Source organism: Ferrovibrio sp., from assembly GCF_035304305.1.
In the GTDB taxonomy this organism is placed as follows: domain Bacteria; phylum Pseudomonadota; class Alphaproteobacteria; order Ferrovibrionales; family Ferrovibrionaceae; genus Ferrovibrio.
Genome location: NZ_DATGQG010000022.1, coordinates 23,094 through 48,021, shown reverse-complemented (window position 1 = coordinate 48,021; position 24,928 = coordinate 23,094). Strand labels below are relative to the sequence as shown.

30 protein-coding genes are annotated in these 24,928 nt (G+C 63.5%); 11 read left to right on the top strand and 19 right to left on the bottom strand.

Features of this window, described 5'->3' with window-relative positions; all coding sequences use genetic code 11:
* Position 1 precedes the first annotated feature (1 nt).
* From flhB to VKZ87_RS02370, 6 genes are read right to left on the bottom strand one after another with little or no spacing between them, the layout of a single operon-like run.
* Positions 2 to 1,093, bottom strand: coding sequence for a flagellar biosynthesis protein FlhB (gene flhB, locus VKZ87_RS02395; protein ID WP_324219646.1), 1,092 nt, complete (start codon positions 1,091 to 1,093; stop codon positions 2 to 4).
* Between the two features lie 9 nt (positions 1,094 to 1,102).
* Positions 1,103 to 1,867 carry a flagellar biosynthetic protein FliR gene (gene fliR, locus VKZ87_RS02390; RefSeq protein WP_324219645.1) on the bottom strand — a complete coding sequence of 255 codons (765 nt, stop codon included), beginning with the start codon at positions 1,865 to 1,867 and terminating at the stop codon, positions 1,103 to 1,105.
* A 9-nt stretch (positions 1,868 to 1,876) separates the two neighbouring features.
* Positions 1,877 to 2,143: a flagellar biosynthesis protein FliQ gene (gene fliQ, locus VKZ87_RS02385; RefSeq protein ID WP_324219644.1), complete on the bottom strand. Its 267-nt coding sequence runs from the start codon at positions 2,141 to 2,143 to the stop codon at positions 1,877 to 1,879.
* A 49-nt stretch (positions 2,144 to 2,192) separates the two neighbouring features.
* Positions 2,193 to 2,492, bottom strand: coding sequence for a flagellar hook-basal body complex protein FliE (gene fliE / locus VKZ87_RS02380; protein ID WP_324219643.1), 300 nt, complete (start codon positions 2,490 to 2,492; stop codon positions 2,193 to 2,195).
* Positions 2,493 to 2,506: 14 nt separating this feature from the next.
* Complete coding sequence (gene flgC / locus VKZ87_RS02375) at positions 2,507 to 2,917, bottom strand: flagellar basal body rod protein FlgC (protein ID WP_324219642.1); 411 nt, start codon at positions 2,915 to 2,917, stop codon at positions 2,507 to 2,509.
* Between the two features lie 31 nt (positions 2,918 to 2,948).
* Complete coding sequence (locus tag VKZ87_RS02370; RefSeq protein WP_324219641.1) at positions 2,949 to 3,356, bottom strand: flagellar basal body rod protein FlgB; 408 nt, start codon at positions 3,354 to 3,356, stop codon at positions 2,949 to 2,951.
* Between the two features lie 139 nt (positions 3,357 to 3,495).
* On the opposite strand from VKZ87_RS02370, the gene VKZ87_RS02365 reads away from it, so the two are divergent.
* The 3 genes from VKZ87_RS02365 to fliP all read left to right on the top strand — a co-directional run bounded on the left by VKZ87_RS02365 (position 3,496) and on the right by fliP (position 5,026).
* Positions 3,496 to 3,786: an EscU/YscU/HrcU family type III secretion system export apparatus switch protein gene (locus tag VKZ87_RS02365; RefSeq protein ID WP_324219640.1), complete on the top strand. Its 291-nt coding sequence runs from the start codon at positions 3,496 to 3,498 to the stop codon at positions 3,784 to 3,786.
* A 66-nt stretch (positions 3,787 to 3,852) separates the two neighbouring features.
* Positions 3,853 to 4,227, top strand: a complete 375-nt coding sequence (locus VKZ87_RS02360) for a hypothetical protein (protein ID WP_324219639.1) — start codon at positions 3,853 to 3,855, stop codon at positions 4,225 to 4,227.
* Positions 4,220 to 5,026, top strand: a complete 807-nt coding sequence (fliP, locus tag VKZ87_RS02355) for a flagellar type III secretion system pore protein FliP (protein WP_324219638.1) — start codon at positions 4,220 to 4,222, stop codon at positions 5,024 to 5,026. Before VKZ87_RS02360 ends, fliP begins: the two co-directional genes overlap by 8 nt.
* 74 nt (positions 5,027 to 5,100) lie before the next feature.
* Here the strand turns inward: fliP and VKZ87_RS02350 are convergent, their stop codons facing one another.
* From VKZ87_RS02350 to VKZ87_RS02325, 6 genes are all read right to left on the bottom strand, one after another.
* Positions 5,101 to 8,421 (bottom strand): hypothetical protein, encoded by a 3,321-nt coding sequence (locus VKZ87_RS02350; protein ID WP_324219637.1) that lies wholly within the window; start codon positions 8,419 to 8,421, stop codon positions 5,101 to 5,103.
* Positions 8,422 to 8,537: 116 nt separating this feature from the next.
* Complete coding sequence (locus VKZ87_RS02345; protein ID WP_324219636.1) at positions 8,538 to 9,953, bottom strand: DUF1217 domain-containing protein; 1,416 nt, start codon at positions 9,951 to 9,953, stop codon at positions 8,538 to 8,540.
* Positions 9,954 to 10,096: 143 nt separating this feature from the next.
* Positions 10,097 to 11,035: a MotE family protein gene (locus VKZ87_RS02340; protein ID WP_324219635.1), complete on the bottom strand. Its 939-nt coding sequence runs from the start codon at positions 11,033 to 11,035 to the stop codon at positions 10,097 to 10,099.
* Positions 11,032 to 11,547, bottom strand: coding sequence for a DUF6468 domain-containing protein (locus VKZ87_RS02335; protein WP_324219634.1), 516 nt, complete (start codon positions 11,545 to 11,547; stop codon positions 11,032 to 11,034). Before VKZ87_RS02335 ends, VKZ87_RS02340 begins: the two co-directional genes overlap by 4 nt.
* Positions 11,547 to 12,581: a flagellar motor switch protein FliM gene (gene fliM, locus VKZ87_RS02330; protein WP_324219633.1), complete on the bottom strand. Its 1,035-nt coding sequence runs from the start codon at positions 12,579 to 12,581 to the stop codon at positions 11,547 to 11,549. The genes VKZ87_RS02335 and fliM overlap by 1 nt, the downstream gene beginning before the upstream one ends.
* Positions 12,582 to 12,593: 12 nt before the next feature.
* Positions 12,594 to 13,097 carry a flagellar basal body-associated FliL family protein gene (locus tag VKZ87_RS02325; protein ID WP_324219632.1) on the bottom strand — a complete coding sequence of 168 codons (504 nt, stop codon included), beginning with the start codon at positions 13,095 to 13,097 and terminating at the stop codon, positions 12,594 to 12,596.
* Between the two features lie 234 nt (positions 13,098 to 13,331).
* Here VKZ87_RS02325 and flgF point away from each other — a divergent pair, with 234 nt between their 5' ends.
* The 4 genes from flgF to flgH are packed head-to-tail and all read left to right on the top strand — an operon-like array spanning position 13,332 to position 16,450.
* Positions 13,332 to 14,060 (top strand): flagellar basal-body rod protein FlgF, encoded by a 729-nt coding sequence (flgF, locus tag VKZ87_RS02320; protein WP_324219631.1) that lies wholly within the window; start codon positions 13,332 to 13,334, stop codon positions 14,058 to 14,060.
* A gap of 30 nt (positions 14,061 to 14,090) precedes the next feature.
* Positions 14,091 to 14,876, top strand: coding sequence for a flagellar basal-body rod protein FlgG (flgG, locus tag VKZ87_RS02315; protein WP_324219630.1), 786 nt, complete (start codon positions 14,091 to 14,093; stop codon positions 14,874 to 14,876).
* 26 nt (positions 14,877 to 14,902) lie between these two features.
* On the top strand, positions 14,903 to 15,667 hold the full coding sequence (gene flgA, locus VKZ87_RS02310; protein WP_324219629.1) for a flagellar basal body P-ring formation chaperone FlgA: 765 nt from the start codon (positions 14,903 to 14,905) through the stop codon (positions 15,665 to 15,667).
* Between the two features lie 27 nt (positions 15,668 to 15,694).
* Positions 15,695 to 16,450 carry a flagellar basal body L-ring protein FlgH gene (flgH, locus tag VKZ87_RS02305; protein WP_324219628.1) on the top strand — a complete coding sequence of 252 codons (756 nt, stop codon included), beginning with the start codon at positions 15,695 to 15,697 and terminating at the stop codon, positions 16,448 to 16,450.
* A gap of 159 nt (positions 16,451 to 16,609) precedes the next feature.
* Here the strand turns inward: flgH and dksA are convergent, their stop codons facing one another.
* Together dksA and VKZ87_RS02295 are read right to left on the bottom strand one after the other, a co-directional pair.
* Positions 16,610 to 17,029 carry an RNA polymerase-binding protein DksA gene (dksA, locus tag VKZ87_RS02300; RefSeq protein WP_324219627.1) on the bottom strand — a complete coding sequence of 140 codons (420 nt, stop codon included), beginning with the start codon at positions 17,027 to 17,029 and terminating at the stop codon, positions 16,610 to 16,612.
* Between the two features lie 145 nt (positions 17,030 to 17,174).
* A complete protein-coding gene (locus VKZ87_RS02295) occupies positions 17,175 to 17,609 on the bottom strand; it encodes a flagellar assembly protein FliX (protein ID WP_324219626.1) in 435 nt (144 codons plus the stop codon).
* 195 nt (positions 17,610 to 17,804) lie between these two features.
* Here VKZ87_RS02295 and VKZ87_RS02290 point away from each other — a divergent pair, with 195 nt between their 5' ends.
* The 3 genes from VKZ87_RS02290 to VKZ87_RS02280 are packed head-to-tail and all read left to right on the top strand — an operon-like array spanning position 17,805 to position 20,006.
* Positions 17,805 to 19,133, top strand: a complete 1,329-nt coding sequence (locus VKZ87_RS02290) for a flagellar basal body P-ring protein FlgI (RefSeq protein WP_324219625.1) — start codon at positions 17,805 to 17,807, stop codon at positions 19,131 to 19,133.
* 7 nt (positions 19,134 to 19,140) lie between these two features.
* Positions 19,141 to 19,473 carry a rod-binding protein gene (locus VKZ87_RS02285; protein ID WP_324219624.1) on the top strand — a complete coding sequence of 111 codons (333 nt, stop codon included), beginning with the start codon at positions 19,141 to 19,143 and terminating at the stop codon, positions 19,471 to 19,473.
* Positions 19,470 to 20,006 carry a hypothetical protein gene (locus VKZ87_RS02280; protein ID WP_324219623.1) on the top strand — a complete coding sequence of 179 codons (537 nt, stop codon included), beginning with the start codon at positions 19,470 to 19,472 and terminating at the stop codon, positions 20,004 to 20,006. The genes VKZ87_RS02285 and VKZ87_RS02280 overlap by 4 nt, the downstream gene beginning before the upstream one ends.
* A gap of 58 nt (positions 20,007 to 20,064) precedes the next feature.
* Here the strand turns inward: VKZ87_RS02280 and VKZ87_RS02275 are convergent, their stop codons facing one another.
* From VKZ87_RS02275 to VKZ87_RS02255, 5 genes are all read right to left on the bottom strand, one after another.
* Positions 20,065 to 20,625 carry a PRC-barrel domain-containing protein gene (locus tag VKZ87_RS02275; RefSeq protein ID WP_324219622.1) on the bottom strand — a complete coding sequence of 187 codons (561 nt, stop codon included), beginning with the start codon at positions 20,623 to 20,625 and terminating at the stop codon, positions 20,065 to 20,067.
* A 94-nt stretch (positions 20,626 to 20,719) separates the two neighbouring features.
* Positions 20,720 to 21,514, bottom strand: a complete 795-nt coding sequence (locus tag VKZ87_RS02270; RefSeq protein WP_324219621.1) for an endonuclease/exonuclease/phosphatase family protein — start codon at positions 21,512 to 21,514, stop codon at positions 20,720 to 20,722.
* Between the two features lie 7 nt (positions 21,515 to 21,521).
* The gene (locus VKZ87_RS02265; RefSeq protein ID WP_324219620.1) at positions 21,522 to 22,469 is read right to left on the bottom strand and encodes a YbhN family protein; all 948 of its coding nucleotides are present in this window, start codon (positions 22,467 to 22,469) and stop codon (positions 21,522 to 21,524) included.
* 334 nt (positions 22,470 to 22,803) lie between these two features.
* A complete protein-coding gene (locus VKZ87_RS02260) occupies positions 22,804 to 23,532 on the bottom strand; it encodes a phosphoribosyltransferase (RefSeq protein WP_324219619.1) in 729 nt (242 codons plus the stop codon).
* Positions 23,529 to 24,110: an HPF/RaiA family ribosome-associated protein gene (locus tag VKZ87_RS02255; protein ID WP_324219618.1), complete on the bottom strand. Its 582-nt coding sequence runs from the start codon at positions 24,108 to 24,110 to the stop codon at positions 23,529 to 23,531. Before VKZ87_RS02255 ends, VKZ87_RS02260 begins: the two co-directional genes overlap by 4 nt.
* Positions 24,111 to 24,232: 122 nt before the next feature.
* Here VKZ87_RS02255 and VKZ87_RS02250 point away from each other — a divergent pair, with 122 nt between their 5' ends.
* Positions 24,233 to 24,745, top strand: coding sequence for an invasion associated locus B family protein (locus tag VKZ87_RS02250; RefSeq protein WP_324219617.1), 513 nt, complete (start codon positions 24,233 to 24,235; stop codon positions 24,743 to 24,745).
* Positions 24,746 to 24,928 lie beyond the last annotated feature (183 nt).

Genomic DNA, 24,928 nt, shown 5'->3' with positions numbered 1-24,928 from the left:
CTCAGCCAGCCTCCGGGCGGTATTCCGCAGCCAGGCCATCCTTCAGCTTCATCACGTAACTGATCACGCCCGCCACCGCCTTGTAATGTTCGATCGGGATCGGATCGTCGAGCTCCACCTTGTACAGCGCGCGGGCAAGCGGCGGATTCTCGACGATCGGCACCCTGTGTTCCGTGGCGATCTCGCGGATACGCCGGGCCAGCACATCGACGCCCTTGGCCACCACGGTCGGCGCATCCATCTTCCCGGGATCGTATTTCAGCGCGATGGCGTAATGCGTCGGGTTGGTGACGACGACGCTGGCTTCGGGTACGGCTGCCATCATGCGCTTGCGCACGCGCTGCATGCGGATTTGACGCAGTTTCGCCTTGATCAGCGGATCGCCCTCGGTCTCCTTGTGCTCATCCTTGACCTCCTGCTTGGTCATCCGGAGGTTCTTCAGGAAATTGTATTTCTGGTAGGCGTAGTCGGCCACCGCGATCACGAACATGACCGCGATCAGCACGCCGATTAGCCGCATCACCAGCTTCAGGCAGAGTGGGATGAGTACCGCCGGGTCGAGATCGACCAGGGCCTCGAGGGAATCCAGTTCCGGCCAGATCACGGCAAACAGAATGGAGCCGAGGATGGTCACCTTCAGAATGTTCTTGACGAACTCGAACAGACCCTGCAGCGAGAAGATCCGCTTCAGGCCCTTCATCGGCGAGAGCTTGGAGAAATTCGGCTTGATCTTCTCGAGGCTGAAATGCGGCGGATTCTGCAGGACGCTACCGGCCAGACTGAATACCATGAACAGCCCGAGCACTGGCATCATGACGCTGCTCATGCCGACGAAAAGATCGATCAGCACGTTGCTGAGGTGGCTGGCATCGACCGGGATGCGGTGCGGCTGCTCGAAGAAGACGCGCGTACTCCGCACCACCCGATCGCCCATCATTTCCGGGAGCATCCACAGTGCGACCGCCGCAGCGAGGAAGGTGAACCAGTACCCAACCTCCTGCGAACGCGCGACATTGCCCTTATCTGCCGCTTCGGAAAGCCGTTTCGCGGAAGGGTCTTCGGTTTTGGATTCTGGGTCGGCGTCTTCTGCCATGCCCCTTCCCTATTTCGGCGCGAGGAACTGCGAGAGGTGTTCCTCGACATAGGACGTGAACGACAGGCCCATCGCCGTCAGCGCCAGACCAAGCAGCAGGAACGCAAAGGCGATCTGCGGTGCCTGCATGATAAAGAATATCTGCAGGGTCGGCATCAGGCGGTTCAGCAGGCCGAGAGCAACATTGAACACAATACCGTAAACAATGAATGGACCCGCAAGCTTGAGCCCGAGTGCGAAGCTGGTGGCGACCAGATCCGTCGCGACCCTGGCGAAATCTCCGAAGGCCGGCGCCTGGGCAGGGGGGAAAAGCGTGTAGCTGTCATAGGCCGCCCTGATGGCGAGCAGATGCAGATCGGTCACGAAAATCAGCGCGACCCCTAGAAAAACCAGGGCGCTGCTGACCAGTGCGCTCTGGGAGCCCTGGTTGGGGTCGAAGAACATGGCGGCCGCAAGGCCAGCCTGCATGGCGATAATACTGCCGGCGATGTGCATGGCCGAAACGGTCAGCCTTGCCACCAGCCCGAGCGCCAGGCCAAAGCCGATCTCGCTGACCACGAGGAAGGCGAGATGGAACGGCTGCGCCGGAAGCGGCGGCAGCAGCGGCCCGAGCACCGGCACGGTCAGAGCGGCGGTCAGCAGCGCAATAGCCAGCCGCGCGCGGGGCGTGATCGAATTCTCGCCGATTCCGGGCAGCGTCATCATGGCGGCCCCGAGGCGGCAGAAAATCAGAATGAATGCGTAGACGTTGCCCGCGACCAGGTCCTGGAGCATGCCGCCCCGCTATTGCAGGCCGGCAATGCGCTGCGCCAGGTGCTCCATGAAGGTCACCATGGTGCCGATCATGAAGGGCATGGTGATGATCAGGGTACCGAAAATCGCGAGCACCTTGGGCACAAAGGTAAGCGTCGGTTCCTGCAGCTGGGTCAGCGCCTGAATCAGGGAGATTGCGAGGCCGATGGCCAGACTGACGATCATCGCCGGGCCGGCTACCTTGAGCAGCACCCAGATGCCTTCCCGCAAAACGTCCACTACTTCGACGGCCGTCATCGAATCGTTCTCCGCCGCCGACCTTACCTTAAAATGCGGCTCGGCCCAATCAGATGGGCATGCGCAGGATTTCCTGGTAGGCGGAGATGACCTTGTCGCGGATCGAGACGACCGTATCCAGCGCCATTTCCGCATTGGTGACGGCGGTGACCACGTCGGTCACATCGGCCTTACCGGCAACCGCCTGGGAGGCCATCGCTTCCGAGGCGCGGGAGGCGTCCACGGTATTCTGCAGGGCCTCGGTCAGCATCTCGCCGAAACCCTGGGCCGGCTTCGCCTGGGTCGCGCTCCCAGCCCCCAGAGAGGGTGCCAACCCAGCGATGCGGCTTCCGATGGTCAAATCGGCCATAATTCTTACTCCGTTCAGTTGCGCAGCAGGTCGATCGTGCGATTGATCATCTGCTTGGCCGTATCGACGGCATTCACATTGGCTTCATAGGTACGCTGGGCCTCGCGCATGTCGGCCATTTCGATCACCGTCTTCACGTTCGGCATTTTGACGTAACCGTCGGAATTGGCGGCGGGATGGCCGGGATCGTATTTCAGCTCGAAATCCGAGCGATCGGGGATCGGCTTCTGCGCCTTCACGAGGGCGGCGCCAGTGGCGCGGTCGAGTTCCGACTTGAAGCTGACAACCTTGCGCCTGTAGGGGTCTCCGCCGGGCGTTTTGGCCAGAGAATCGGCATTGGCCAGGTTCTCGGCGATGGTTTTCAGACGCTCGCCCTGGGCCCGCATGCCCGAGGCGGAGATCTTCATCGCATTCTTCAGTTCCATGCGCCTGCTCCGCTACCTTCGCCCTGCAGCCTTAACCCTGCCGGTTGCCCAGCGCCTTGCGCAGCAGACCGACCTGCTTGCGGTAAAGGTTGGTCATCAGGTTATGGTCGGCCTGGGTCTCGGCCATGTTCATCATCTGCTGTTCGAGATTGACCGTGTTGCCGTTGGGCGCCGTTTCATAGGCGCCGGTCGTGGTCCGCTGCCACTGATTGTTGCTGCCGCCCAGGCCCCGCAGATGGCCCGGCTGGGTGACGCGGGCGGTGATGCCCAGCTGGCTCCCCCGGACCAGCTCGCCGAAACTGACCTGCTTGAGGTCCCTGGCGCGGTAATTGGGGGTGTCCGCATGAGTGATGTTCTCGGCGATCACGCGATGGCGCTCGCCCAGCCAGTCCATGCGCCGGGTGATAGCCTTCAGCAGACCGATACGATCGAGATCCATGCCCAAATCCTTGCCGCCAGCCGGCCCCGAAACGCCGGTCCCGCAGGCCTTTGAGTCCGGTTTGCAGACTGGGCCGGAGCCGTAAAGATTCAGTTAAGCCCCGACTGATAGTGTGCGCCCCACCAGATCAGGAAAGCCCGTGGCCGAGCCCCCCCCTTCACCCCCGATCCGCAACAGGGCCGTTGCCCTCCGCTACGATCCCAGGCGCGAGGAGGCGCCCCGGATTGTTGCGAGCGGTCAAGGGTTTGTCGCCGACCAGATCATCCGGATCGCGCTCGATCACGGCATTACCGTCCGCCAGGACTCCGATCTGGTTGAAATCCTCGCCAAGCTGGATATCGACGCCCTGATCCCGCTGGAGGCCTTCGCGGCAGTGGCTGAAATACTCAGCTACATCTACCGCACCCAGGGGAAAGGCCCGCCGGAGTGATCGGCGAAGGGTCGCTTGACCCGACTCGGGCCCGGCTTCCACATTGCCGCAATTACGGAATGGATCATGACCTCCATCGATTTCACCCAGATCGCAATCGCCTTTGGCGGCCTGCTGATCCTGCTGGCCCTGTTCTGGTACGGCATGCGCGCCCTGTCCGGGTCGGGCCGCTTCGGCAAATGGCGCCCGGGACAGCGGATCGGCGTCGTGGAGGCGGCCCAGGTGGATGGCTCCCGCCGGCTGGTGCTGGTGCGCCGGGACGATGTCGAGCATCTGCTGCTGCTGGGCGGGGAGGGTGATCTGGTCATCGAAACCGGCATCCCGTCCCAGACCGAGGAACCGGGGACCGCACCGCACGGCGAAGGCCGGCGCAGACCCGCATCGGAACGTGAAGTGCCGGTCTTCGACCGCAAACCACCGAGGTTCGACCGCGATGTTTGACCGCTGCAAATCCTGGCTGCTGCGCCGGTCGGCGCAGCTGAGCCGCGGCCACTGCGTCGCGGTCAGTGCTGCATTCGCGCTGGCGCTTGGCGCGCTGATCTGGCTGCCGCTGCCCGCCTTCGCCCAGTCGGTAACGATCGATCTCGGCGAGGGCGGCGGAACGCTGACCGGTCGGGTCATTCAGCTTGTCGCGCTGACCACCGTACTGGCGCTGGCACCGTCAATCCTGGTGGTAATCACCAGCTTCGTGCGCATTGTCGTCGTGCTCTCGATCCTGCGCAGCGCTATGGGCACCCAGACCACCCCGCCGAACACCGTGCTGATCAGTCTGGCGCTGTTTCTCACCTTCTTCATCATGCAGCCGGCCCTGGAACGTGCCTACACGGAAGGCATTCAGCCGCTGATCGAGGAACAGATCGACGAGGCGACCGCCTTCGACCGCGCCATCGCGCCTTTCCACGCCTTCATGCGGAGCCAGGTCCGCGAAAAGGATCTGGCGCTGTTCTCCGACTTTGCTCAGCTGCCGCCCCCGGCCAACCCGGAGGACCTTTCGCTGCGCGTCCTGGTGCCGGCCTTCATGATCAGCGAACTGAAACGGGCTTTCGAGATCGGCTTCCTGCTCTTCATACCGTTCATCGTCGTCGACATGGTGGTGGCGAGCGTGCTGATGTCGATGGGCATGATGATGCTGCCGCCGGTGATGATCTCCCTGCCCTTCAAACTGATCTTCTTCGTGTTGGTGGACGGCTGGAATCTCGTCTGCGCCGCGCTTGTGGAGAGCTTCCTCGGAGCAAGATAGCCGGCGTTCCGGCCCCTACGCCGCTATCGCGGCCGGGCCTTCACGCAATCCGAGGAAGTAGACATCAGGCGCTTTCAGTTGATCGCGCTCAGGCCACCGCGGGCGACACGCTCGCGGTAGCGGCTCATGAAGGCTTCGTACTGGCCGACCTGGGCGATAGTAGCGGCCAGTTCGCGCGGGTCGCCCGGAGCACGACTGATCGTGCTGGCAACAGCCGCGAAGGTTGCCGCGTCAGGCGTATCGCGCAGCTTCTCTTCATAACTGCGCCGCAGCGTGTCGAGCGCCGTGATGTCGTTGCTCAGGGCATGGGCCACGGCCAGCTGCAATACCAGTTTGCGCTCATCCGCGGTCAGCGGCGCCGGATCGGCGTGGCGGTCGCCGAGGATCTGCCCAACGACGCGCGCAAAGGCGACCCAATCCCGGGCCCGCCAGTGCAGATCGGCGCGCAGGCCCATCGCCTGCGGGCTCTGGTCCTGGCCGAGCAGATTGAGCGCTTCGGGGAAGCGGTCGAGATCGCCCAGCGCTCGGGCCTCTAGCAGACGGCGCTCCTGCGCCACCGCCGGCGACAATCCAGCCGCATTGGTAGCGTGCAGCGACTTCAGCGCGGAATCCGGGTTGCGATCGAGCAGATAGACCACCGCCAGCCGCGCGCCGGCCCGGGCGCGATCCTCGCCACGCAGGCGATAGGTGATCTGGTGCTCAAGCAGCTCGGCGGCACGGTTCAGCAGGTCGACGGAAACCAGGCGGTCGGCCAGCTTGCCGATGATCTCGTCACCCTCCGGCCCTGCCGGCGTCAGTTCCCGGTAGTCGTAGTACAGCGCCAGTGCCGTCAGCGGCGGCAACGCCTGCGCACCGCCATCGAGGAACAGCCGGGCGAACTCGTCGCTCATCTGCTTGGTGAGCAGCGGCACCTCGGGCGATTTCGGAAAGTATTTCACCAGCTGGCGGAAGGTGGTGATGCCGCCGCGCAGGTCGCCCGTGGAGAACTGCAGCTCGCCCAGGCGGCGCAGCAGGTTGAATTCATAGGGTCCGCCACGCCAGGCAAAGCGCAGCTGCTCCAGCCGTTCGATCGCCTGCGTCGTGTCAATCTGCTTGCGGTTCAGCATGAGCTCTGTCCTGGCGAACTCGGCCAGTGCGCGGACGCGCCGGTCGCCGCTGCTGGCTGCCAGGTCGAACCAGCGGATCGCATCTTCGGGTTTGTTGGTCGCCTCGGCGAGCAGGCCACGGACGTAATTGCCCTCGGCCGCCTGACCGCGGCTCAGCGTGTCACCCTCCAGCGCACGCAGCTCTGCCGTCGCTGCGGCGACGTCACCGCCGGCCAGCCAGGCACGGGCCATGGTCAGCCGTATCGGTGCCCGCAGGTCAGGCGGAAACTTCGCCACTGCAGCGCCCGACAGCGAGAAGGCGCGCCGCGCCGAGGGCCAGTCGTCACGTTCAGCCGCCAGCACGCCACGATAGGCGAGCACATCCGGATCGTCGTCGAACACTTTCGAATCGAGATCGCTGGCCGCATCAGCAAGTCGCCCGAGCCGCAGATTGGCGATGCCCCGCAGCGCCCGATACAGCTTGTCGCGCTCGAGATCCGGCTGTTCGAGCCGCGCCCGCGCAAGAACACCCAGAGCTTCGGGATGCATGTCGTTGGCAGAGTAGAACTGCGCCAGCGCCAGGCGCGCCGCCTGGCGCTGCCCCGGCGTAGACTGGGCGATGCGGCGCAGGAGATTCTCCTCCTGCTCGCCATAGGTTTCACCGGGCACCTTGCGCCACTCGGCGAACTGGAGGATTTCCACAATCCCGCTGTGCGGGTCAGCGCCGCGCGGCGCCGACAGCGACAGACCGTTCGACGTGCCGATCTCGATGCCGCGCGGAAAGCGGCGAATGTCGAGTGCATCGACATGCGGCTCGATGGCGAAGCCCTGGAAGCTCGACATGACGCTGAGCTCGATAAAATCGCGTCGGTTCGGCACGCCGCCATTGGCGCCGGCAAAAGGCACCACCGTGATCACATCGCCGGTATCCGGATCAGGCACCTGCAGAGGTGGCGATGGTTCGTTGGCGGCAAAGAAGAGCTTGGCACCGCCGTCGCTGTCCAGCTGGCGTCGAACGTCTATCTCCTGCGGACGGCCGGTTGGCACCGGGTCGGTTTCGGCCGCGGTGTCACCGTCCTTCGGAACGAGCTGGTCCGGCTGTATGGTGTTGATGGTGACCTGCCAGCCGGCATTGCGCCGCGAGAATCCCGCCGTCGTGCCGCTGGGTACCACCAGCCGCAGCACCGTCATACCCTGAATCGGCAGCTGCTCCACGCCGTTGATCGCGCCGTTCCATTCGCGGGTGGTAATCGGGCGCAGGTCAACTGCGGCAGCACGGTCAAAGACCAGCCAGAGATAGCCATGGCGCAGAAACGCGGCAGCCGCGACCGGCCGCGTCCAGGGGAAATGCAGCAGCGGGCCGGTACGGCTGGAATCGACTCCGGGCACCAGGGGCTCACCGCTGATCGGGCCGGTCGGAGGCGCCGGCATGAAGGTCCCAAGTTGCGCCGCATGGACCGGCGTCACCGGAGCGGCAGCCGGGACACCGGGAACCGGCGACGCGGCCGGCTGGGCTGGGGACTGCGCCTGAGGCTGCGGCTGAACTTGAGCCTGAGCCTGGGGCTGAGTTTGCGCCGGTTTCTGTGCCTGGGCCGGCGCAGGCGCGGCTTGCGGGGGCTTAGCCGGTGCCGGCGGCTGCGGTGTACTCGACGGCGCCGGTTTCGGTTCAGCTGCCGCCGTATCGGCCTCAATCTTCGTTTCAGCCGGTTTGATGTCTGCGGTCTTCGCGTCCGCAGGCTTCGGGTCGGCGGGCTTGCTCCCCGCCTTTGCCGCGGCCGCTTCCGGCTGCGCGATGTCCACCACCACCTTGGCGCCGTCGCGCCACGACTTCACCGTGGCACCATCGGGGATATCGAACCGGACGATGCTGCCGCCATCGGCCAGCGTCGCACTCAGCTTGCTCACGCCGCGCGGCGGAAAATTAGGCAGTCGCCCGAGATCTACGGGAACGGCACGGTTGAAGCGGATCGTGGCGCTGTTGCCCTCGGTGGCCAGATCGAAATCGACGCGCTCGGGCCAGTCGAAAACAAGCCGCGTAAAGGTCGGGTGTTCACCAGCGCGGGTGCGGACAGGCGCAACGGCCGGCTGCGGCGGGACGACAGGAGCCGCCGGAGGCACAATGGTCACGTTGGGCGCTGCGACTGGAGCCGGCGCCGGAGTGCCGAGCGGCGGGGTATTGGCCTGCGGTACTGCCTGCTGCGCCGCTGCCGGCGACAGCAGCCCAAGCGTGCCGGCCAGGACGAGGCCGGTCATGCTGGGGCGGCGATGCCGCTGGTTATCCTTGCCTGGCGTGAGGCGCCTGTTCGTCATGCTTCCTGCTACCGCGGCCGCACTGGGAGCCGCGGAACACAATTATAGGAGTGTGGCAGGGTAGGGGGAAACTCTTAACGGATTGTTCTTTCGGCAAAATTGCCGGTCGAACCGGGTCAGCCGAACAGGTCCAGCAGATAGCTCTGCGAGCTGCCGATGCCACCGCTGTCCTTGAAGGTCAGATAGCGCAGGACCATCTTCTCGATCTCGGTGGGATCGTTCTTCAGCGCGTTGACGTCAATCCGCTTTTCCAGCGCCGTCACCTGGCTGTCCACTTCCTGGTAGGCGAGTTCCTTCGGAATATTGTTGGCGACGGTCACCACTTCGCGCAGGACCGCATCCCCGAGCACCTGAACCGTCTTGCTGACATCCTTGATCCGGCGTTCGAACTCGATGGCGGCGCGGACACCGGGCGCCTGCTCGTCCAGATGACGCTCATAGGCGAGGCGTTCGTATTTCCGGATGATATCGTCCGTGGTCGAAACCATCTTCAGCTTCGAGACACCGAGGATATGGAAGTTGATGTCCTTCGCCAGCTGCTGGAAACGGGGGTCCTGGAAGCGGTTTGCCAGCGAATCCACATCGCTGAGATCACTTTCGATGATCTTGCGGATCTTGCCGGGATACTGGATCTCGCTCTCCAGGTCATAGGAGGAGAGCAGGAATTTCAGAAGACGATGGTTGCCGAACAGGTCATCCAGCGACTGAATGTCCTTGATGTTCTCCCGGTAATACTCGATCTCCGCCTGGACGTCCCGGCGGGACCGGAATTTCTCGAAGTCCGGGCCATCGAACTCATAGGCTGACGGCGCCAACCGCTTCTCCGGCGCCTTCTCCTCCTGGAGCAAAGTCTTCTTGTAGGCCCCCGAATACTTCGCAATATCCGCGCCGATGATATCGGGGCCGGCCAGCAGCTTGCCGTCCGACAGCATGGCAGCGCCGTTCATGTCGATTGCCAGACGGCGGATCTTGGCAAGTCCGGCAGGCAGCGGGGTTACCGCAGTACCATCGTTTACGGGAATGCCATCGGCATCCAGACCCACGACATTCCCGTCGGAATCGAGTTGGGTGCCGGTTGCGCCGAAGTTGTACTTCTTGGCGAGCTCCAGTTCCTTGAGACTGCCCTGTCGTGCCACCGAATTCGGATCGTTCAGATCGCTGGTCAGGATATCGCGAAGGCGCTGGATGTCGTTGTTGTAGAGATCCTTGAAGTCGTTCGCGTAAGCAAGGACCCTGAGGAAACGATCGTCGTTGATGAGTTCGTCAACCGTGGTCGCGGTCGCGGCGCGATTCCGGAAATAGGTCAGATCGTTTTCGACCCGTGCGTTCTCGGCGCTGTACTGTGCGTTGCGCACGCGAATGGCCGCGTTATTGAAATCCCGCACAATAGCGGCAGCCTTCTCGGCATCGGTATCGCTGCGCGCAGCCTGGTTCTCAGCCGCGGTCTTCTGCAGCTTCTTGTACATCGCCAGCGGCGACATGGTCGCCATGCTGGTGCTGCCACCGAGAAGTATACTGAGGTCGATTGCCATCCTTGCCTGCCTCCTGCGGCACTGACGCAACTGGGTTTCGCGCCCCCGATTCTGGGGCGGTTCTGATCAATCATCATCCTAGCATGACTCGCAACCGCCACAAGACTGCGAATTCGCAGGAATCAGAGGGGCTTAACCACTTGTTAACCACCCTGGGGGCCCTGCCCTGCCACCCCGGGTGGTGGCGCTGCGGGGGCAGCAGGTGACGGGTTTGCCGCAGACTGCCGCGTCACTGGCGCCTGGGTCTGGATCTCCGCGCCGGCACGCAGAGTGGGTGGGATCTGCTTGCGGGTCGCCAGGCGCACAGTGATGTCCTGCGCCGCAGCCGGCGGCATGTCGGCCAGGATGGCAGCCAGCTTGGTTTCCTTCATGCGCTCGACGACACCGAGCAGGACATTCGGCTCCAGCTTTTCGAAGATGCGCGCCGCGTCCTTCGGTTTCATGTTTTCATAGACCTTCACCAGGCCCTGCAGATTCTGTTCTTCCTGCTTGTCGTATTGCTGCACGATCTGCTTGATGCTGGCTTCCAGCTTGCGCAGCTCGGCAATCCGCTCGTCGATGCGCTTTTCCGCTGCCGCCAGCAGGCTTTCGCGCAGGTCGATCTCACGCGCGCGCTGCTCCAGCACCTCGCGGCGCTGTGCCAGGTTAGCCAGCAGCTCAATTTCAGCGCGGGTATAGGTAGTGGGATCACGGGTGGCCAGCGACTGGATCGTGGAAGACGGTGCCGCAGCGGGGCTCGCCGGTTCGGCTGCCGGAGCCGGAGCTGGAACCGACGGTTGCGCCGCAGGCGGCTGCTGGCCGGCAGGCTGGGGCGCCTGCGCGCTCTGCTCCGCGGCCGGACGAGGTGGAGTCAGCTGCATCGGCTGCCCGGAGGTGGCCGGTGTCGCGCCCGGAGTGGCAGCCTGCTGCGCGCCAGCCGGCGTGACGAAAAGTTCTCCCCTGCCCTGCCAGAAAGCGCCGATCTTGAGACCGAGCAGCAGCGCAACCGCAAGAATGGTCAGCGGCAGCACGCGCACACGGCTGCGCAGCGGTTGCCGCGCCGCCGCTGGCGGCGCCGAGGGACGCGGAGTCGTCCTGCTCATCGCGCCTGCCTCAGCGCCATCAGCAATTCACGTTCCGCTTCCGAGCGCGGTTCCAGCCTGAATTCGCGCGCCCCTGCATCGAACGGTGGCTTGCGCGCCGGGAAAGGCATGACGGGAGTCTGCGACCTGGCGGCCTCTGCCGGGCGCTCGCCCGCACGCTCGGCCGGAGCGCCGCGCTGCTGCTTGAACGCACGGTTGCTGCTGGCTTCGCCGGCCAGACGGTCGGCGAGACGATCAGCCGTCTCGATCATGAAGCCGAGTTCGTCACGCAGGGTCTTGGCCTGCTTCATCCGCTCTTCATGGGCGCTGTCGGCGGCAGCAGAGGCTGTCTTCAGCTCCGTCATGCCGGCGCGAGCCTTGGCCAGCGCCTTGTCGAACTCGGAAATCAGGCGACGCATCTCTTCCTGGTTGGCGCGCAGGTTACCTAACCGCCGGTTGAGGACGAGCGAAATGCCGAGCGTGATCAGCAGCAGAACTGCAACGACAATCTCGACGATCAGGGTCAGCGTCATCACACACTCCCCAGATTCTTCAGCGTCCGTTCGATCTTCACGGCGATGTTGTTGCCCATGCGGCCCATGCGGCCCTCCACCATGGGAATGCCGCCGCAGCGCATCATGATCACCGACTCCGGGGTGGCGTTGAACATCACGGTCTTGCCGACCTCGAGATTCATCACCTGGCCAAGGGTCATCACCTGCTCGTCCAGCACCGCCTCGATCTCGACATCGGTGGACCAGAGCTCGGTCGCCAGGTGGTTTTCCCAGATCGAATCCCGGCCGAACTTCTCACCCATGAACATCTGGAGCAGCAGTTCACGGACCGGCTCCAGCGTCGCATAGGGCAGCAGCAGTTCCAGACGGCCGCCCCGGTCTTCCATGTCCACGCGCAGACGGGCAAGAATTGCCGCGTTGGCGGGGCGCGCAATGGTGGCGAAGCGCGGATTGGTTTCGATGCGGTCGTAGGAAAAGTTGACCGGCGCCAGCGGCTCGAATGCGGCGCGCATGTCGTCGAGCACGACATTGACCATGCGCTCGACCAGATTGCGCTCGATGGTCGTATACGGACGCCCTTCGATACGCATCGCCGCCGTGCCGCGACGGCCGCCGAGCAGCACGTCCACGATGGAGTAGATCAGCGAGCTGTCGACCGTAAGCAGGCCGTAGTTATCCCATTCCACGGCCCGGAACACGCTCAGGATTGCCGGGAGCGGGATCGAGTTCAGGTAGTCGCCAAACCGGATCGAAGTGATGTTGTCGAGCGAAACTTCGACGTTGTCGGATGTGAAGTTGCGCAGGGAGGTCGTCATCAGACGCACGAGGCGGTCGAACACCACCTCGAGCATCGGCAGACGCTCGTAGGAGACGAGCGCGCTGTTGATAATCGCACGTATACCGGCCTTGTCAGCATCGTCCTCGACGCTGGCGTCAAAGCCTAACAGGCTGTCGATTTCATCCTGGTTGAGGATACGGGTGGAGGGCGCACCACCCCCGCCGTCGTCGTCACCGGCCCATTCCGCGCCAGCTTCGCCGGGGTTATCCACCATGACTGACCTGCCTCACTGAATCAGCATCTCTTTGAACAGAACGTCGTTGATCTTGATCGGTGCGACTGCCTGGTTGACGCGGATCAGCAGTTCTTCCTTCAGCCGGTACAGACCGGCCGAACCGACCAGATCATCCGGACGCAGTTCGCGGAGATAAATCTGGAAATTGTCCACCACACGCGGCAGAAGCTCGTTCAGCTTGGTCACCGCCAGCGGGTCATTATGCTCAAGAGCGATCTTCAGCTTGAGATAGGACGCCTGACGGCCGCTTGAATTCAGGTTCACCAGGATGTCAGGCAGATCGTAGAAGACCGTCACCTTCGGTGCCTCGGGCGCAACTTCGGCTTCCTCGGGCTGCGCCGCGAACAGGAAATAATAGGCCGCGCCGCCGCCGCCGATCACAAGCAGCAGGACCACCACGGCTGCGGCGATGATGATCGCCCGCTTGCCGCGCTTTTTCTTGCCCTGGCCTTCGAGGTCGTCGCCCTCGAACTGGCCTTCGGTCTCGTCACTCATGCCTGCCGCTTCCCCGGGACTGCGAGTCCACTTTCACGCTGCCATTGGTACGGCCGAGCCGTTAATACTTTGTCACCGCCCGGCAGTTTTTGCCGGGCGCGCCCCTCGGGAACCCAGTCAAATTCTGCCCGTCAAGGCTGATAACCAAAAATACATATGAAAAATCAGTGGCTTACAGAGTGGCATGCGACCTGCAAAGGGAGGGCCAGCAACGGCAAACCGTGAGTAGGTGCCATGGAGAATGTGAGCTATATCGGCCTGTCCCGCCTCTCGACCATGCGGCGCGAGATGGACGTGATTGCCAATAACCTGGCGAACATGAACTCGAACGCCTACAAGGGCGAGCGGGTCATGTTCGAGGAATTCCTCAAAGGCCCGAACCACCGGGAAAAGCACAGCTTCGTCACCGACTTCGGCGTCCTGCGCAACATGCAGGTCGGCAAGCTGGAGCATACCGGGAACACCTTCGACCTTGCGATCACGGGCCCGGGCTTTCTGACCGTCGAGACCCCGCAGGGCCGCCGCTACACCCGCGACGGCCATCTGCGTCTGGACGCCGACCGCCGGCTGGTGACATCCGGCGGGCACCCGATCCTGGACAACCGTGGCCGTGAGATCGTCATCCCGGCCGATGCTGCCGAGACCCCGGCCATTGCCACCGATGGCACGATCAATGTCGGCCAGCAGCAGATCGCCAAGATCGACCTGGTGAACTTCGCCAGCGAGCAGGAACTGCGCAAGACCGCGCAGGGCCTCTATGCAACCGCGCAGGAACCCCAGCCGGCCCCGGCGAGCAGCACCATCGCCCAGGGTGTGCTGGAGGCGTCGAACGTCGAGCCGATCCTGGAGATGACCAACATGATCGAACTGCTCCGGCAGTACCAGAGCACGCAGAACATGCTCGACAGCGAGCATGAACGTATCCGCAGCGCAATCCAGCGGCTCGGCCGCACCTCCGCTTAACGGCAAGATTTAGAGAACGAGGAGATCAAGATGCGTTCCCTCAGCACCGGCGCCACCGGCATGATGGCCCAGCAGCTCAATGTCGAGGTGATCTCGAACAACATCGCCAACATGAGCACGACGGCGTTCAAGCGCCAGCGTGCCGAGTTCCAGGACCTGCTGTATCAGAACCTGCGCCGTCCGGGTGCCACCTCCTCCGACGCCAACACGATCGTGCCTTCGGGCATCCAGATCGGCGTCGGCGTGCGTGCCGCCGGCGTCTACCGCATACACGAGCAGGGCAACCTGACGACCACGGGCAACACCTACGATCTGGCGATCAATGGCAAGGGCTTCTTCCAGATCACCCTGCCCTCCGGCGAAACCGCCTATACCCGCGCCGGCTCGTTCCAGGTCGATGGTCAGGGCCAGCTGGTGACGGTCGACGGTTATCTGCTGCAGCCCGGCATCCAGGTGCCGCAGGGGGCGCTGTCGGTGAGCATCGATGCGACCGGCATCGTCGAAGCGCGGCTGGCCGGCCAGGCGCAGCCGCAGCAGCTCGGCCAGATCCAGCTTGCCACGTTCATCAATGAGGCCGGCCTCGAGGCTACCGGTGACAACCTGTTCCTCGAGACCCCCGCTTCCGGGCAGCCGACCGTGGGCAATCCGAACGCCGCCGGTTTCGGTACCCTGCGCCAGGGTTATCTGGAAACCTCCAACGTGAACCCGGTGCAGGAGATCACCAACCTCATAACGGCGCAGCGCGCCTATGAAATGAACTCCAAGGTGATCACCGCTTCCGACGAAATGCTCCAGGCCGCGGGCCGCCTGCGCTAACCGCAGCAGATTTCAGGAGACTGGTCATGGTTTCGTTTCGCATCCTTCTTCTCGCCGGCCTCGCGGTCGCGACCATCCAGCCGGACGGCGTCGTTTCAGCCGCCATGGCGCAGGAGCGTGTCGCGGCACTCTCCTCCGGCCGCGTCATTACCGAACGGGAGGTGGCGAAGCGCATGGCCGAGCTGGTGCAGCAGCGCAATGGTGGCCAGCCGGTGGAGATCAACTTCCACGGCATCGGCAACGATCTGGAAGTGCCGGGCAACGGCCCCGCCACCCTGCAGGTGGAAAGCTTCACCTACGACCGGCGCAGCGGCCGCTTCTATGCGGCAGTCACCGCTCCCGGCCGGACCGAGGCGATGAAGGTCAGCGGCCGCGCCCAGCCGGTGGAATCGATCCCGGTTCTGAAGAACCGCGTCGCCGCCGGCGAAGTGATCACGCGTGCCGATATCGAGTGGATCCAGGTGCCCGCCGGCCGCTACGGCAGTGGTTACGTCGACCAGCTCAGCGACCTGGTCGGGCAGACGCCGCGCCGGCCGCTGCTCGCCGGTTCGCCGATCCGCGTCGGTGATGTCGGCCGCCCGGAGGCCGTATCGAAGAATGCGCTGGTCACCATGATTGCCCAGGGCCCCGGCATGACGATCACGACCACCGGCCGTTCGCTGGAAGGCGGCAGCATCGGCGATGTCGTGCAGGTCATGAACCTGCAGAGCAAGAAGACCATCCAGGCGACGATCATCGGATCGAACCAGGTGCAGGTGAATACTGCGCCGCGCGTGATCGCCTCGAACTGACACAGGATTCAGGAAAGGATTGCCGTCATGATCCGCACCCTCCCCCCGCTCCGTCTGCTCGCGATCGCAGGCTTCGCCGTCTCGCTTGGCGCCTGCGGCAATCTCGACCGCCTCGCGGAGATCGGCCAGCCGCCGAAGATGAGCAAGATCGATAACCCGACCGAGCGGCGCGACTATCGTCCGGTCAGCCTGCCGATGCCGGCGCCGGAAGTGCAGCCGCGCCATGCCAACTCCCTGTGGCGCTCCGGCGCGCGGCAGTTCTTCAAGGACCAGCGCGCCACCAAGGTCGGCGACATCCTGACCGTCAGCGTCGACCTGCAGGATCGCGCCCAGGTGCAGAACAATACCTCCACCTCGCGCGGCAACAGCGAGAGCGCAGGCCTGCCCAACTTCCTCGGCATCGAAACCGGGGCCCTGGAGCGCATCTTCAGTGGCATCACGCCTTCCAGCGCGGTCGGCGTCGAATCCGAAAGCCAGGTCCAGGGGCAGGGCCAGATCAACCGGCAGGAGCAGATCCGCGTCAACGTCGCGGCGCTGGTCACCCAGGTGCTGCCGAATGGCAACCTCGTCGTGCAGGGCCGTCAGGAAATCCGCGTCAACAACGAGATCCGCGAATTGCTGGTCCAGGGCATCGTCCGGCCGGAGGATATCACCGCGACGAACGTGGTGAACCACACCCAGATGGCGGAAGCCCGCATCTCCTATGGCGGCCGCGGCCAGCTCTCCGACGTGCAGCAGGCCCGCTGGGGCCAGCAGATCTACGACATCATCTTCCCGTTCTAAGCCAGGATTATTCCGCCCCCGTCCGGAGATCCGGGCACGCCAGAACGCGCGTAAGGACCGCAGGAAGCGGACCGCGGCAAGAACGCCAGGGGCGCAGCAACGCAAAAGGCCGGTCAGAAGACCGGCCTTTTCGTCATTCTGGCTGCAGCGGCGGCGGCTTCAGAGGTCGTCGCGATGGGTGCGCTCGCGGCGCTCATGCCGCTCCTGCGCCTCGATCGACAGGGTAGCGATCGGACGGGCTTCGAGACGCTTGAGCGAGATCGGCTCGCCGGTCTCCTCGCAGTAGCCGTAGGAGCCGTCCTCAATCCGCTTGATGGCGGCGTCGATCTTGGCGATCAGCTTCCGCTGGCGATCCCGGGTCCGCAACTCGAGCGCGCGGTCGGTTTCGGTCGACGCGCGATCGGCGATATCCGGCTCTTGGGTGGTATCCTCCTGCAGATGCTGCAGCGTCTGGTTGGACTCCCGCAGGATATCTTCCTTCCAGGCAATCAGCTTGCGCCGGAAATATTCCTTCATGCGCGGGTTCATGAAGGGCTCGTTCTCAGTCGGCCGATAATTCGCTTTTAACTGAATTCCCATTCGAAACCCCTCCGACAGACCTGCGACGACTCAAGACACCCCGTCGCGGCGCGCGGAGTATATGAATCGGGCCCGCCCGGGGCAAGCTCGTCGATCACGCCTTAAGTATTTGATTTTTCAGGAAGAAACGGATTGCCCGCCGGTGTCACAGGCCGAGCTTGGCCAGCTCGACGGCACAGCGGAGTTCAATTTCGGCGAGAACCTCCGCCTGGCGGGGGTCCTCGACATGGAGCTTTTCACTCCGCAGCAGCTGCGCCAGCGCCTGCAGCTTGGCCGCCGGCAGGCGTCCTTCCAGCAATCCAAGCCGGATTTCATCGAGGTGCTCCAGCAGCCCGGAGCCGCGCTCGAAAGCGCGCTGCCGGTTCCTGCGGTTCCCCCCTCCTTGGTCGTCCACGGACTGGACCGTCAGCATGGCGTCCAGCGCCGCGACGGGCGCCGTCTGGCCGACCTGGCCGGACGGCCTCTCTACCGGCTTCAGCAGGCTGGAAAAGCTGGTGTCACCGGTTGAACCGGTGCCGGACGAACGCTTGGGGGCACCGGGCTTGATCCCGCCCGGCCCGCCGATCTTGTTGATGCTCATGGGATTTCGGCCTTGTTGAAAGCCATGGTGCCTGAGAAGGCTGCGCAGGTAAAGACGGCAAATTTTGCCGCCGGGCAGCCCTAGTCCTGCAACAAAAGCAAGGAAAATCAACAAAATACCCTCTGGCACGGAACTCGCATCCATCTTCTGCGGGATGGTCCGTTCTGGCCGTCCGCGAGTTTGAAGGAAGATGCGATGACCCGCTTCGCCGAACGACTGCAGATCCGCCGCCTGCCGGGCAAGGTCCTGGTGCTGCTGCTTGCTGCCCTGATCGCCCTGCCGACCCCCGCCTGGGCCGGCTCGCGCATCAAGGACATCGCCGATTTCGAGGGCATCCGTGACAACATGCTGGTCGGCTACGGCCTGGTGGTCGGCCTGGACGGCACTGGTGACAGCCTGACCAACGCCCCGTTCACCCGCCAGAGCCTGCAGGCCATGCTGGAGCGCTTCGGCGTCAACATCCGCGACGCCGGTACCTTCCGCACTAACAACCTGGCCGCCGTGATGGTTACCGCCGTGCTGCCCCCCTTCGCCCGCCATGGCAGCCGCATCGACGTCACCGTTTCTACCATGGGCGATGCCAAGAGCCTGCAGGGCGGCACCCTGCTGGTCACCCCTCTGCTCGGCGCCGATGGCGAGGTCTATGCCGTCGCCCAGGGTGCGATTGCCATTTCCGGCTTCCGCGCCCAGGGCGCCGCCGCCCAGATCACCCGCGGCGTGCCGACTTCCGGCCGCATCGCCAACGGCGCCATCGTCGAGCGCGAAGTCGGCTTTGAGCTGACGTCGCTGCCGGTGCTGCGGTTGGCACTGAAGAACCCTGATCTGACCACCGCCCGGCGTATCAGCCAGGCCATTTCCACCCTCGCCGGCGTGCCCACGGCCCGCGCGATGGATCCGAGTACCGTCCAGATCGACATCCCCGATCACTGGCGGAACGACATCATCGGTTTCATGACCGCCATCGAGCAGCTGCAGGTCGAAGCAGACCAGATGGCCCGCGTCGTCATCGACGAGCGTTCCGGCACCATCGTCATGGGTCCGAATGTCCGCATCGATACCGTCGCCATCGCCCAGGGCCAGCTGACCGTCCGCATCACCGAGACCCCGCAGGTCTCGCAGCCCAATCCCTTCGCCCCGGGCCCGGTCGGCGTGGCCGGCATTGCCGGCACCTCGCCGGCAACCGGTACCGTGCAGGTGCCCCGCATTGGCCCCGACGGCCAGCCCGTCCGCGATGCGCTCGGCAACTTCGTTTTCGACACGATTACCCAGGCCGTGCCCGGCACCGGCACGCCCACCGTACCCGGCCAGATCGGCGGCGGTGCCCAGACGGTCGTCGTGCCCCGCACTGATATCCAGGTGGATGACCAGTCCGATCGCCGGCTGGGTGTGTTGAACCGCGGTGTGTCGCTCCAGGAGCTGGTTGATGGCCTGAACGCGCTGGGTGTCGGCCCGCGTGACATGATCACCATCCTTCAGGCGATCAAGGCCGCCGGCGCATTGCAGGCTGAAATCCAGGTGATGTGAGGTCGTCATGTCGGATGCAATCTTCGCCGCCCCCGCCATCAACTCCTACGCCGTCGAGCAGGCGCGCGCCCAGCGTGCGACCAGCTTCGGCAGCGGCATGAACGAAGCCAAGGCCCGCAAGGCGGCCGAGGAATTCGAAGCCTTCTTCCTGAGCCAGATCGTCGAAGTCATGACCTCGAATATCCAGCCCGACAAAACATTCGGCGGCGGTCAGGCGGAAACGACCTGGCGCTCTTTCCTCAATGACCAGTATGGCCGGCAGATGGCCAAGGGCCGCGGCCTTGGCATTGCCGACATGGTCTACGATCAGATCCTCAAGTTGCAGGAGGCCGCTTCGTGAGCCAGCCCACCCGCCCCATGCCAGCCAGGCCATCACCGCGCAACGCTGCGCCGTTGCCAACACGCATGGTCGACAATCACGGCGCCGGCGCTCTGCCGCCAACCATCGCCGAACTGAGCGACCTCGTCATTCAGCTCCGCGACATCATGGCGGAGGAGAACGAGGCGCTTGACCGGTATGACTATGACGGATTACCCCGCCTGACAGAGCAGAAGCGCATCATTGCAGGGTTGCTGCGGGAAAAGCAGCAGGTGGTGAAACGTCACCCTGAAGTCCTTACCAACGCCACGACCGCCGAGCGCGATGCCTTCGAGGAATTGCTCAACGACATGCAGAAAGTCGGGAAGGTAAACGAACTGAAGGTCCGTACCGCACGCGATGCGAACAAAATCCTGCTGGACGCCATCATCCGCGGCGCCACCAAACAGAGCCAGCTCGGCACCGGCTATGGCCGCAACGGCGGTATGACCAATCTGACGGCGAACTACGCCGCGCGTCAGCCCGTATCGCTGTTCAGCAACGAGCGCTGCTGAACAGACAATAAGAGGCGGCTGCGCATGTGCAGCCGCCCCTCCCGTCATCTCTTACTCTTTACTCCGTCGGAACCGGCCGCACCGGCCGGGATGTATCCCGATTGCCGGCGGCGCCAGGCATGGAGCCACCTTCGGCCCGGGGAGCGGCCCGCTCGCCGCTTCCGCGTGCGCGTGGCGGGTCACGATATTCAGGCATCTCCTTCAGCGATTCCTTCGTTGCCGAAGCCATTACGATCAGATCGTTGCCTTCGCTGCTGAAGCGAAGCTGCTCCCACGGCAAGGCCACTTTGCGATCGCCCATGCCGAGGAACCCGCCCACCGACACCACGATGGCGTTGATCCGACCATCGGTACTGACGAGCACCTCGCTGACATCGCCGATCTTTTCGTTATTGGCACTCTTCACGTCGGCACCAATCAGGCGGTTGCCCCTCACCTCCGCGGTGCCGGTGCCGGGCTGTGAGGTCATTGTGCCTGAACGGGCCGCCGGGGGATTTGCAATACCGGTGCCGGCGCTGGGGCGATCACCCGGCGTCGGTGGCGCTTCCTGGCTGAGGACTGGAGCAGAGGTCAGGAACACGAGTCCGAGGGCTGAAACGATTGCGAGATTGCGCTTCATGGCTTTTCTCCATCGTTGACTGCGAGGCACGCCGCAGAACGGCGGTCTACTGAGATGGGAATGCATGGAGGCGCGCCGCGGAATACTCAAGACATTACTGTGACGCCTTTCGCCACCTTAAGTAGCGAGCCGGCCACGCTTCTGCCGGCTCGGGGAGTCCAGCCGGAAGGTCGTCCGAATCCTCGGCTGCTACCTCTGCGACAGCGGGATCGATCTCGGCGATCAGCGGGAGATGGTCGGACGCGACCACTGACAGAGGCGTGCGATGCACTGCGAGGCTCAGCAGGTTCGCATTCGGAAGGGTCCAGAGGCGGTCCAGAGACATCAGCGGGCGGCGCGACGGAAAGCTGCGCAGCACGGGCAACGGGTGCGGCGCGCCGATGCGGCGCAGCACCTTGCGCTCACGACCGAAGACGTTGAAGTCACCCATCAGAACGGTAAGCGGCATCACGCGCAGCTGCAGCACCGCCGCGAGCAGATCGATCTGGCGCCTGCGGTCGCGGGGCAGCAGACCAAGGTGGGTGGCGATGACACGCAGATTACCATTTCGGGTTTCGACGACAGCATCGATCGCGCTGCGCGGCTCCAGTCTCGAGACGCTCAGATTGATCTGATCCGTGACGTGGATCTCGCCTTTCGCCAGCAGGGCATTGCCGAACTGCACCCGTCGTCGGCGGAGGTGCAGGCCTGATACGGCAGACATGCCAAGCTGTTCGGCGAAGAAGTCTATCTGCTCGCCACCGTCAGCTGGATAACCGCCGACCTCCTGCAGAGCGATGATATCGGCATCGAGTTCCTTCAGCACGGCAAGGGTACGGGCAGGGTCATACTTGCGATCATTCCCGACGCAGGAATGGATGTTGTAGGTGACGACCCGCAACGGAGGCATAGGCGCCTCAGGTCCGGCAGGCGGCCGGCTCCCCGGCTCGCTTCACGTGGCGGCGACGCAGTTCGTCAGCAAGGAATACCAGCAATCCGACCAGAAGCGGCAACAGGTAATATATTGCTCGAAACAGGATGACTCCGGAAAGCACCTGATGCCCCTCTTCGGATAGTGCACTCGTTATGATGAATTCCAGCAGACCCCAGCCGCCGGGAACATGGCCGATAACAGCAGACATATCCGAGCCAACATAAAGCATTGCAACAACCGGATAGTCAACGGAAGCGAAGCTCTGAAGAGCCATATACAGCACGGCAGCGACGCACAGCAGGTTGACGCTGCTGGCCACCACTTGCCCAAGGGCAAGCTTCAGTGACGGCAAACGAAACCGGTGACGACGGATGGTCGCTGTGCGGCGTAGGAATGCACAGAGCAGAATGTAGATGAGTAGAGCGACAAGGATTGCAGCAGCGAATCCCCGAATGACTGAAGCGGGAAACCCGAGAAGCGGCGCCAGGAACTCTCCACGCCACAACAATGCTGCTCCGCCGACAAGAGCATAGCCGGACGCAACACTGATACCTGAGAATACAACCACCTTGCCGACGGCAAACAGGTTCATTCCGGCATGGCTGTACATCCTGTAGCGGACCGCACCACTGCTCAGCGCCGCCAAACCGATTGCGTGTCCTACGCCGATCGCCGCAATGGATGTCGCCACTACTCTTCCCGCCGAAACCGGCTGCCCGGCATAGCGTACGGCCAGCGACTCGAGAACAATAATGCAGAGGAAGCTGCAGGCCGTGAAAATGACGGCAATGATCACCACGAGCGGCGGCACAGAGGCGACCACCGCCAGAACTTCGCGCAGGTCGTTCTTCTGAAAAACGCGATACAGCAGGAAGAGCCCGACACAGCTCGCCGTAATCCCGACAATTGTAAGGATAACCTGCCTTCTCATGAAAACCCCAACGCCGGATTCCGGGGCAGGTTCCCGGAACGGAGGTCCTGTTGCTGCTGTGGATCTGTTCCTGCGTCCAACTCCACGCAGTCGAAGCAATGTTTCAAAGCAGGCAGGTCCTAGTCCGCTTCCGGAAGTCGGTGAGGCTGCTGGATCACCGTGCGGATTTGGCGATTGGCTGTCCTCCTCGTCGGCGGAATGCCTATTCCAATGCCACTTTGCATTAACATTCCCAAAACCGAGTGGAGTATCGTCATTCTCGGCTGGGGCTCCGACAGTTGGATTTGAAGAACTTAACGGGCGTTCTCGTCGCCTGCTGCTGACCGCATTCAGGTCAAATCCCGTAGCGGGATGCAGCAAGCAGGTCGATCACCTCTTCATCGCTCGTCTGTTCGAAATCAGCATAGTAGCGGCTGACCGCATCGAAACTCTCCGGCGTGGCCAGGCAGATGGTTTCGTTTGCCATTGATGAAATCGCCTGCAATGCGTTGGGTGCGGCCACGGGGATGGCAAGGACCAGGTGCGCCGGACCGGTACGCGAAAGCGCCAGCAGCGCGGCCCTCACAGATGCGCCGGTGGCAATCCCGTCGTCAGCCAGTATGACAAGCCGCCCCGCCGTGTCGACCGCCTGTGTGTCACCGCGGTAGAGCTGGCGCCGGCGTTCGATCTCTGCCAGCTGATCCAGCCGTTGCATTGCGACGTAGTCCTTGGACACACCCAGGCGTTCCACCAGATCTTCGTTGAGAACCACCTGAGGGGTGGCGCCGTCGACAACCGCACCTATCGCCAGCTCCGCCTGCTCGGGCGCGCAAATCTTGCGGACCATGAGCAGGTCGAGCGGCGCCTCCAGGCTTCTGGCAATCTCATAGGCAACCGGTATGCCGCCCCGCGGCAATCCCAGAACGACCGGTTCCTGCTCGCGGAAATGCTCCAGACGGGCAGCCAGCTGACGGCCGGCATCCCGGCGATCCGAAAAGAGATGTGTGGCGGCGCGGCCGCCGGATCCGGACTCCACCACCCCGCCAGCCGGATCGGTGCCAAGACCAAGCGCCCGGAGAATCATGACGGGCTGCGCCGGGCGTTGAGCAGCCGCACGGAGCTTGCCTGCGGCCCCATCGGCCCTTCGGCCGTCGCCCGGGTCACCTGGACGATAGTGCCAATGGAGAGATCGTCAAAATCGCCGCCGGTAACGGCGTTACGGGTGAAATAGAGATCGGGCGCGCCCTTGACCTCAATGAAGCCGTAGTTCTGTTCGGGAAAGAGCCGCACGACGAGGCCGGTTTCCATCTCGCCGTCATGCAACTTCACGTCGCCGCGCTGAATTTCGACGGCGTCCTCTAGCTGCCGCTGAACGGCGTCGAAGACCCGATTGATCACCACCGTCTGGTCGTTTTTGGTGTCATGGCGATTCTCCTCGTCCTTGGCCACGATGGTATTGCGGCCCGGCACCTCTACCTCGACGGAAATGCCAATCGGTTGCTTGGCACTGCGAGGCGACCGATGCGGGATATCTACCACGACGCGACATCCTATGATCCGGTTGTGAAAACGCTCCAGCCGGCTGACGCGTTCCCGGATCAATCCTTCCAAGTAGGGTGAAGAATCCAGATCCTTGAAGGCGATCTGCAGCGGCTTTTCCATTCCTGTCCTCCGGATTGCTGGCCAACTAAACGGCAAGTGCGGCACGAATGTTCCGGCAGAGGCCACCGCTCTGCCACACCATTGTCGCGGGCATCCGTGTTTTGCCGCCGTATTCTGACCGCATGCTGAGATGGTTCCGTTCCGCCGGCAGCCTTGTGCTGGCTTGTATCTTTCTCCTGCCACCCGCCTTTCCGGGCGGTTCCGCCCGGGCGCAGGACAATCTCGTCCGGCGCCAGCATCGCGACTGGACTGTCCAGTGCCGGCCGACCCATCAGGGCCCCCCGCTCTGTCTGGCTTTCACCATTCTGAAGGCTCCGAACGGGGCGCAGGCCGGCATTCTCGGGGTCCAGCCCGTTGCCGGGCAGCGGCTGGTCAGCCTGTCAATGGAAAGCGGCTATTCCCTGGGGAGCCGGGTCGAGTTGCGCGTCGATGGCAATCCGCCCGCAAGCCACAATGGCTGCGAGAATCTTCATTGCCATATTCTGCTCAGCGCCGAGGATCCGATGCAAGATCAGCTGCGCCGCGGTATCCAGCTTTACGTGCAGGGCGACACCATGGACTACCAGGCGTCGTTGCTCGGGTATACCGCAGCCCAGGAAGCCTGGGCGCAGCAGATGCAGAGCGTGCGCCGCTGACGTGGCGTCTGCATTCAGAGCAAAAATGAAAATGCGGTTAGTCGCGAGGTGAAGAAACGGTAACCTCAACTGTCACAGCGGCCGTTGTTGTGACCAAAACAAGCTGGGAAACTTAACAATCAGTAACTAGCGGAATTCCAACGTTTACATCGCGGGCACCAACGGCGATGTCTCGCTCCGTCA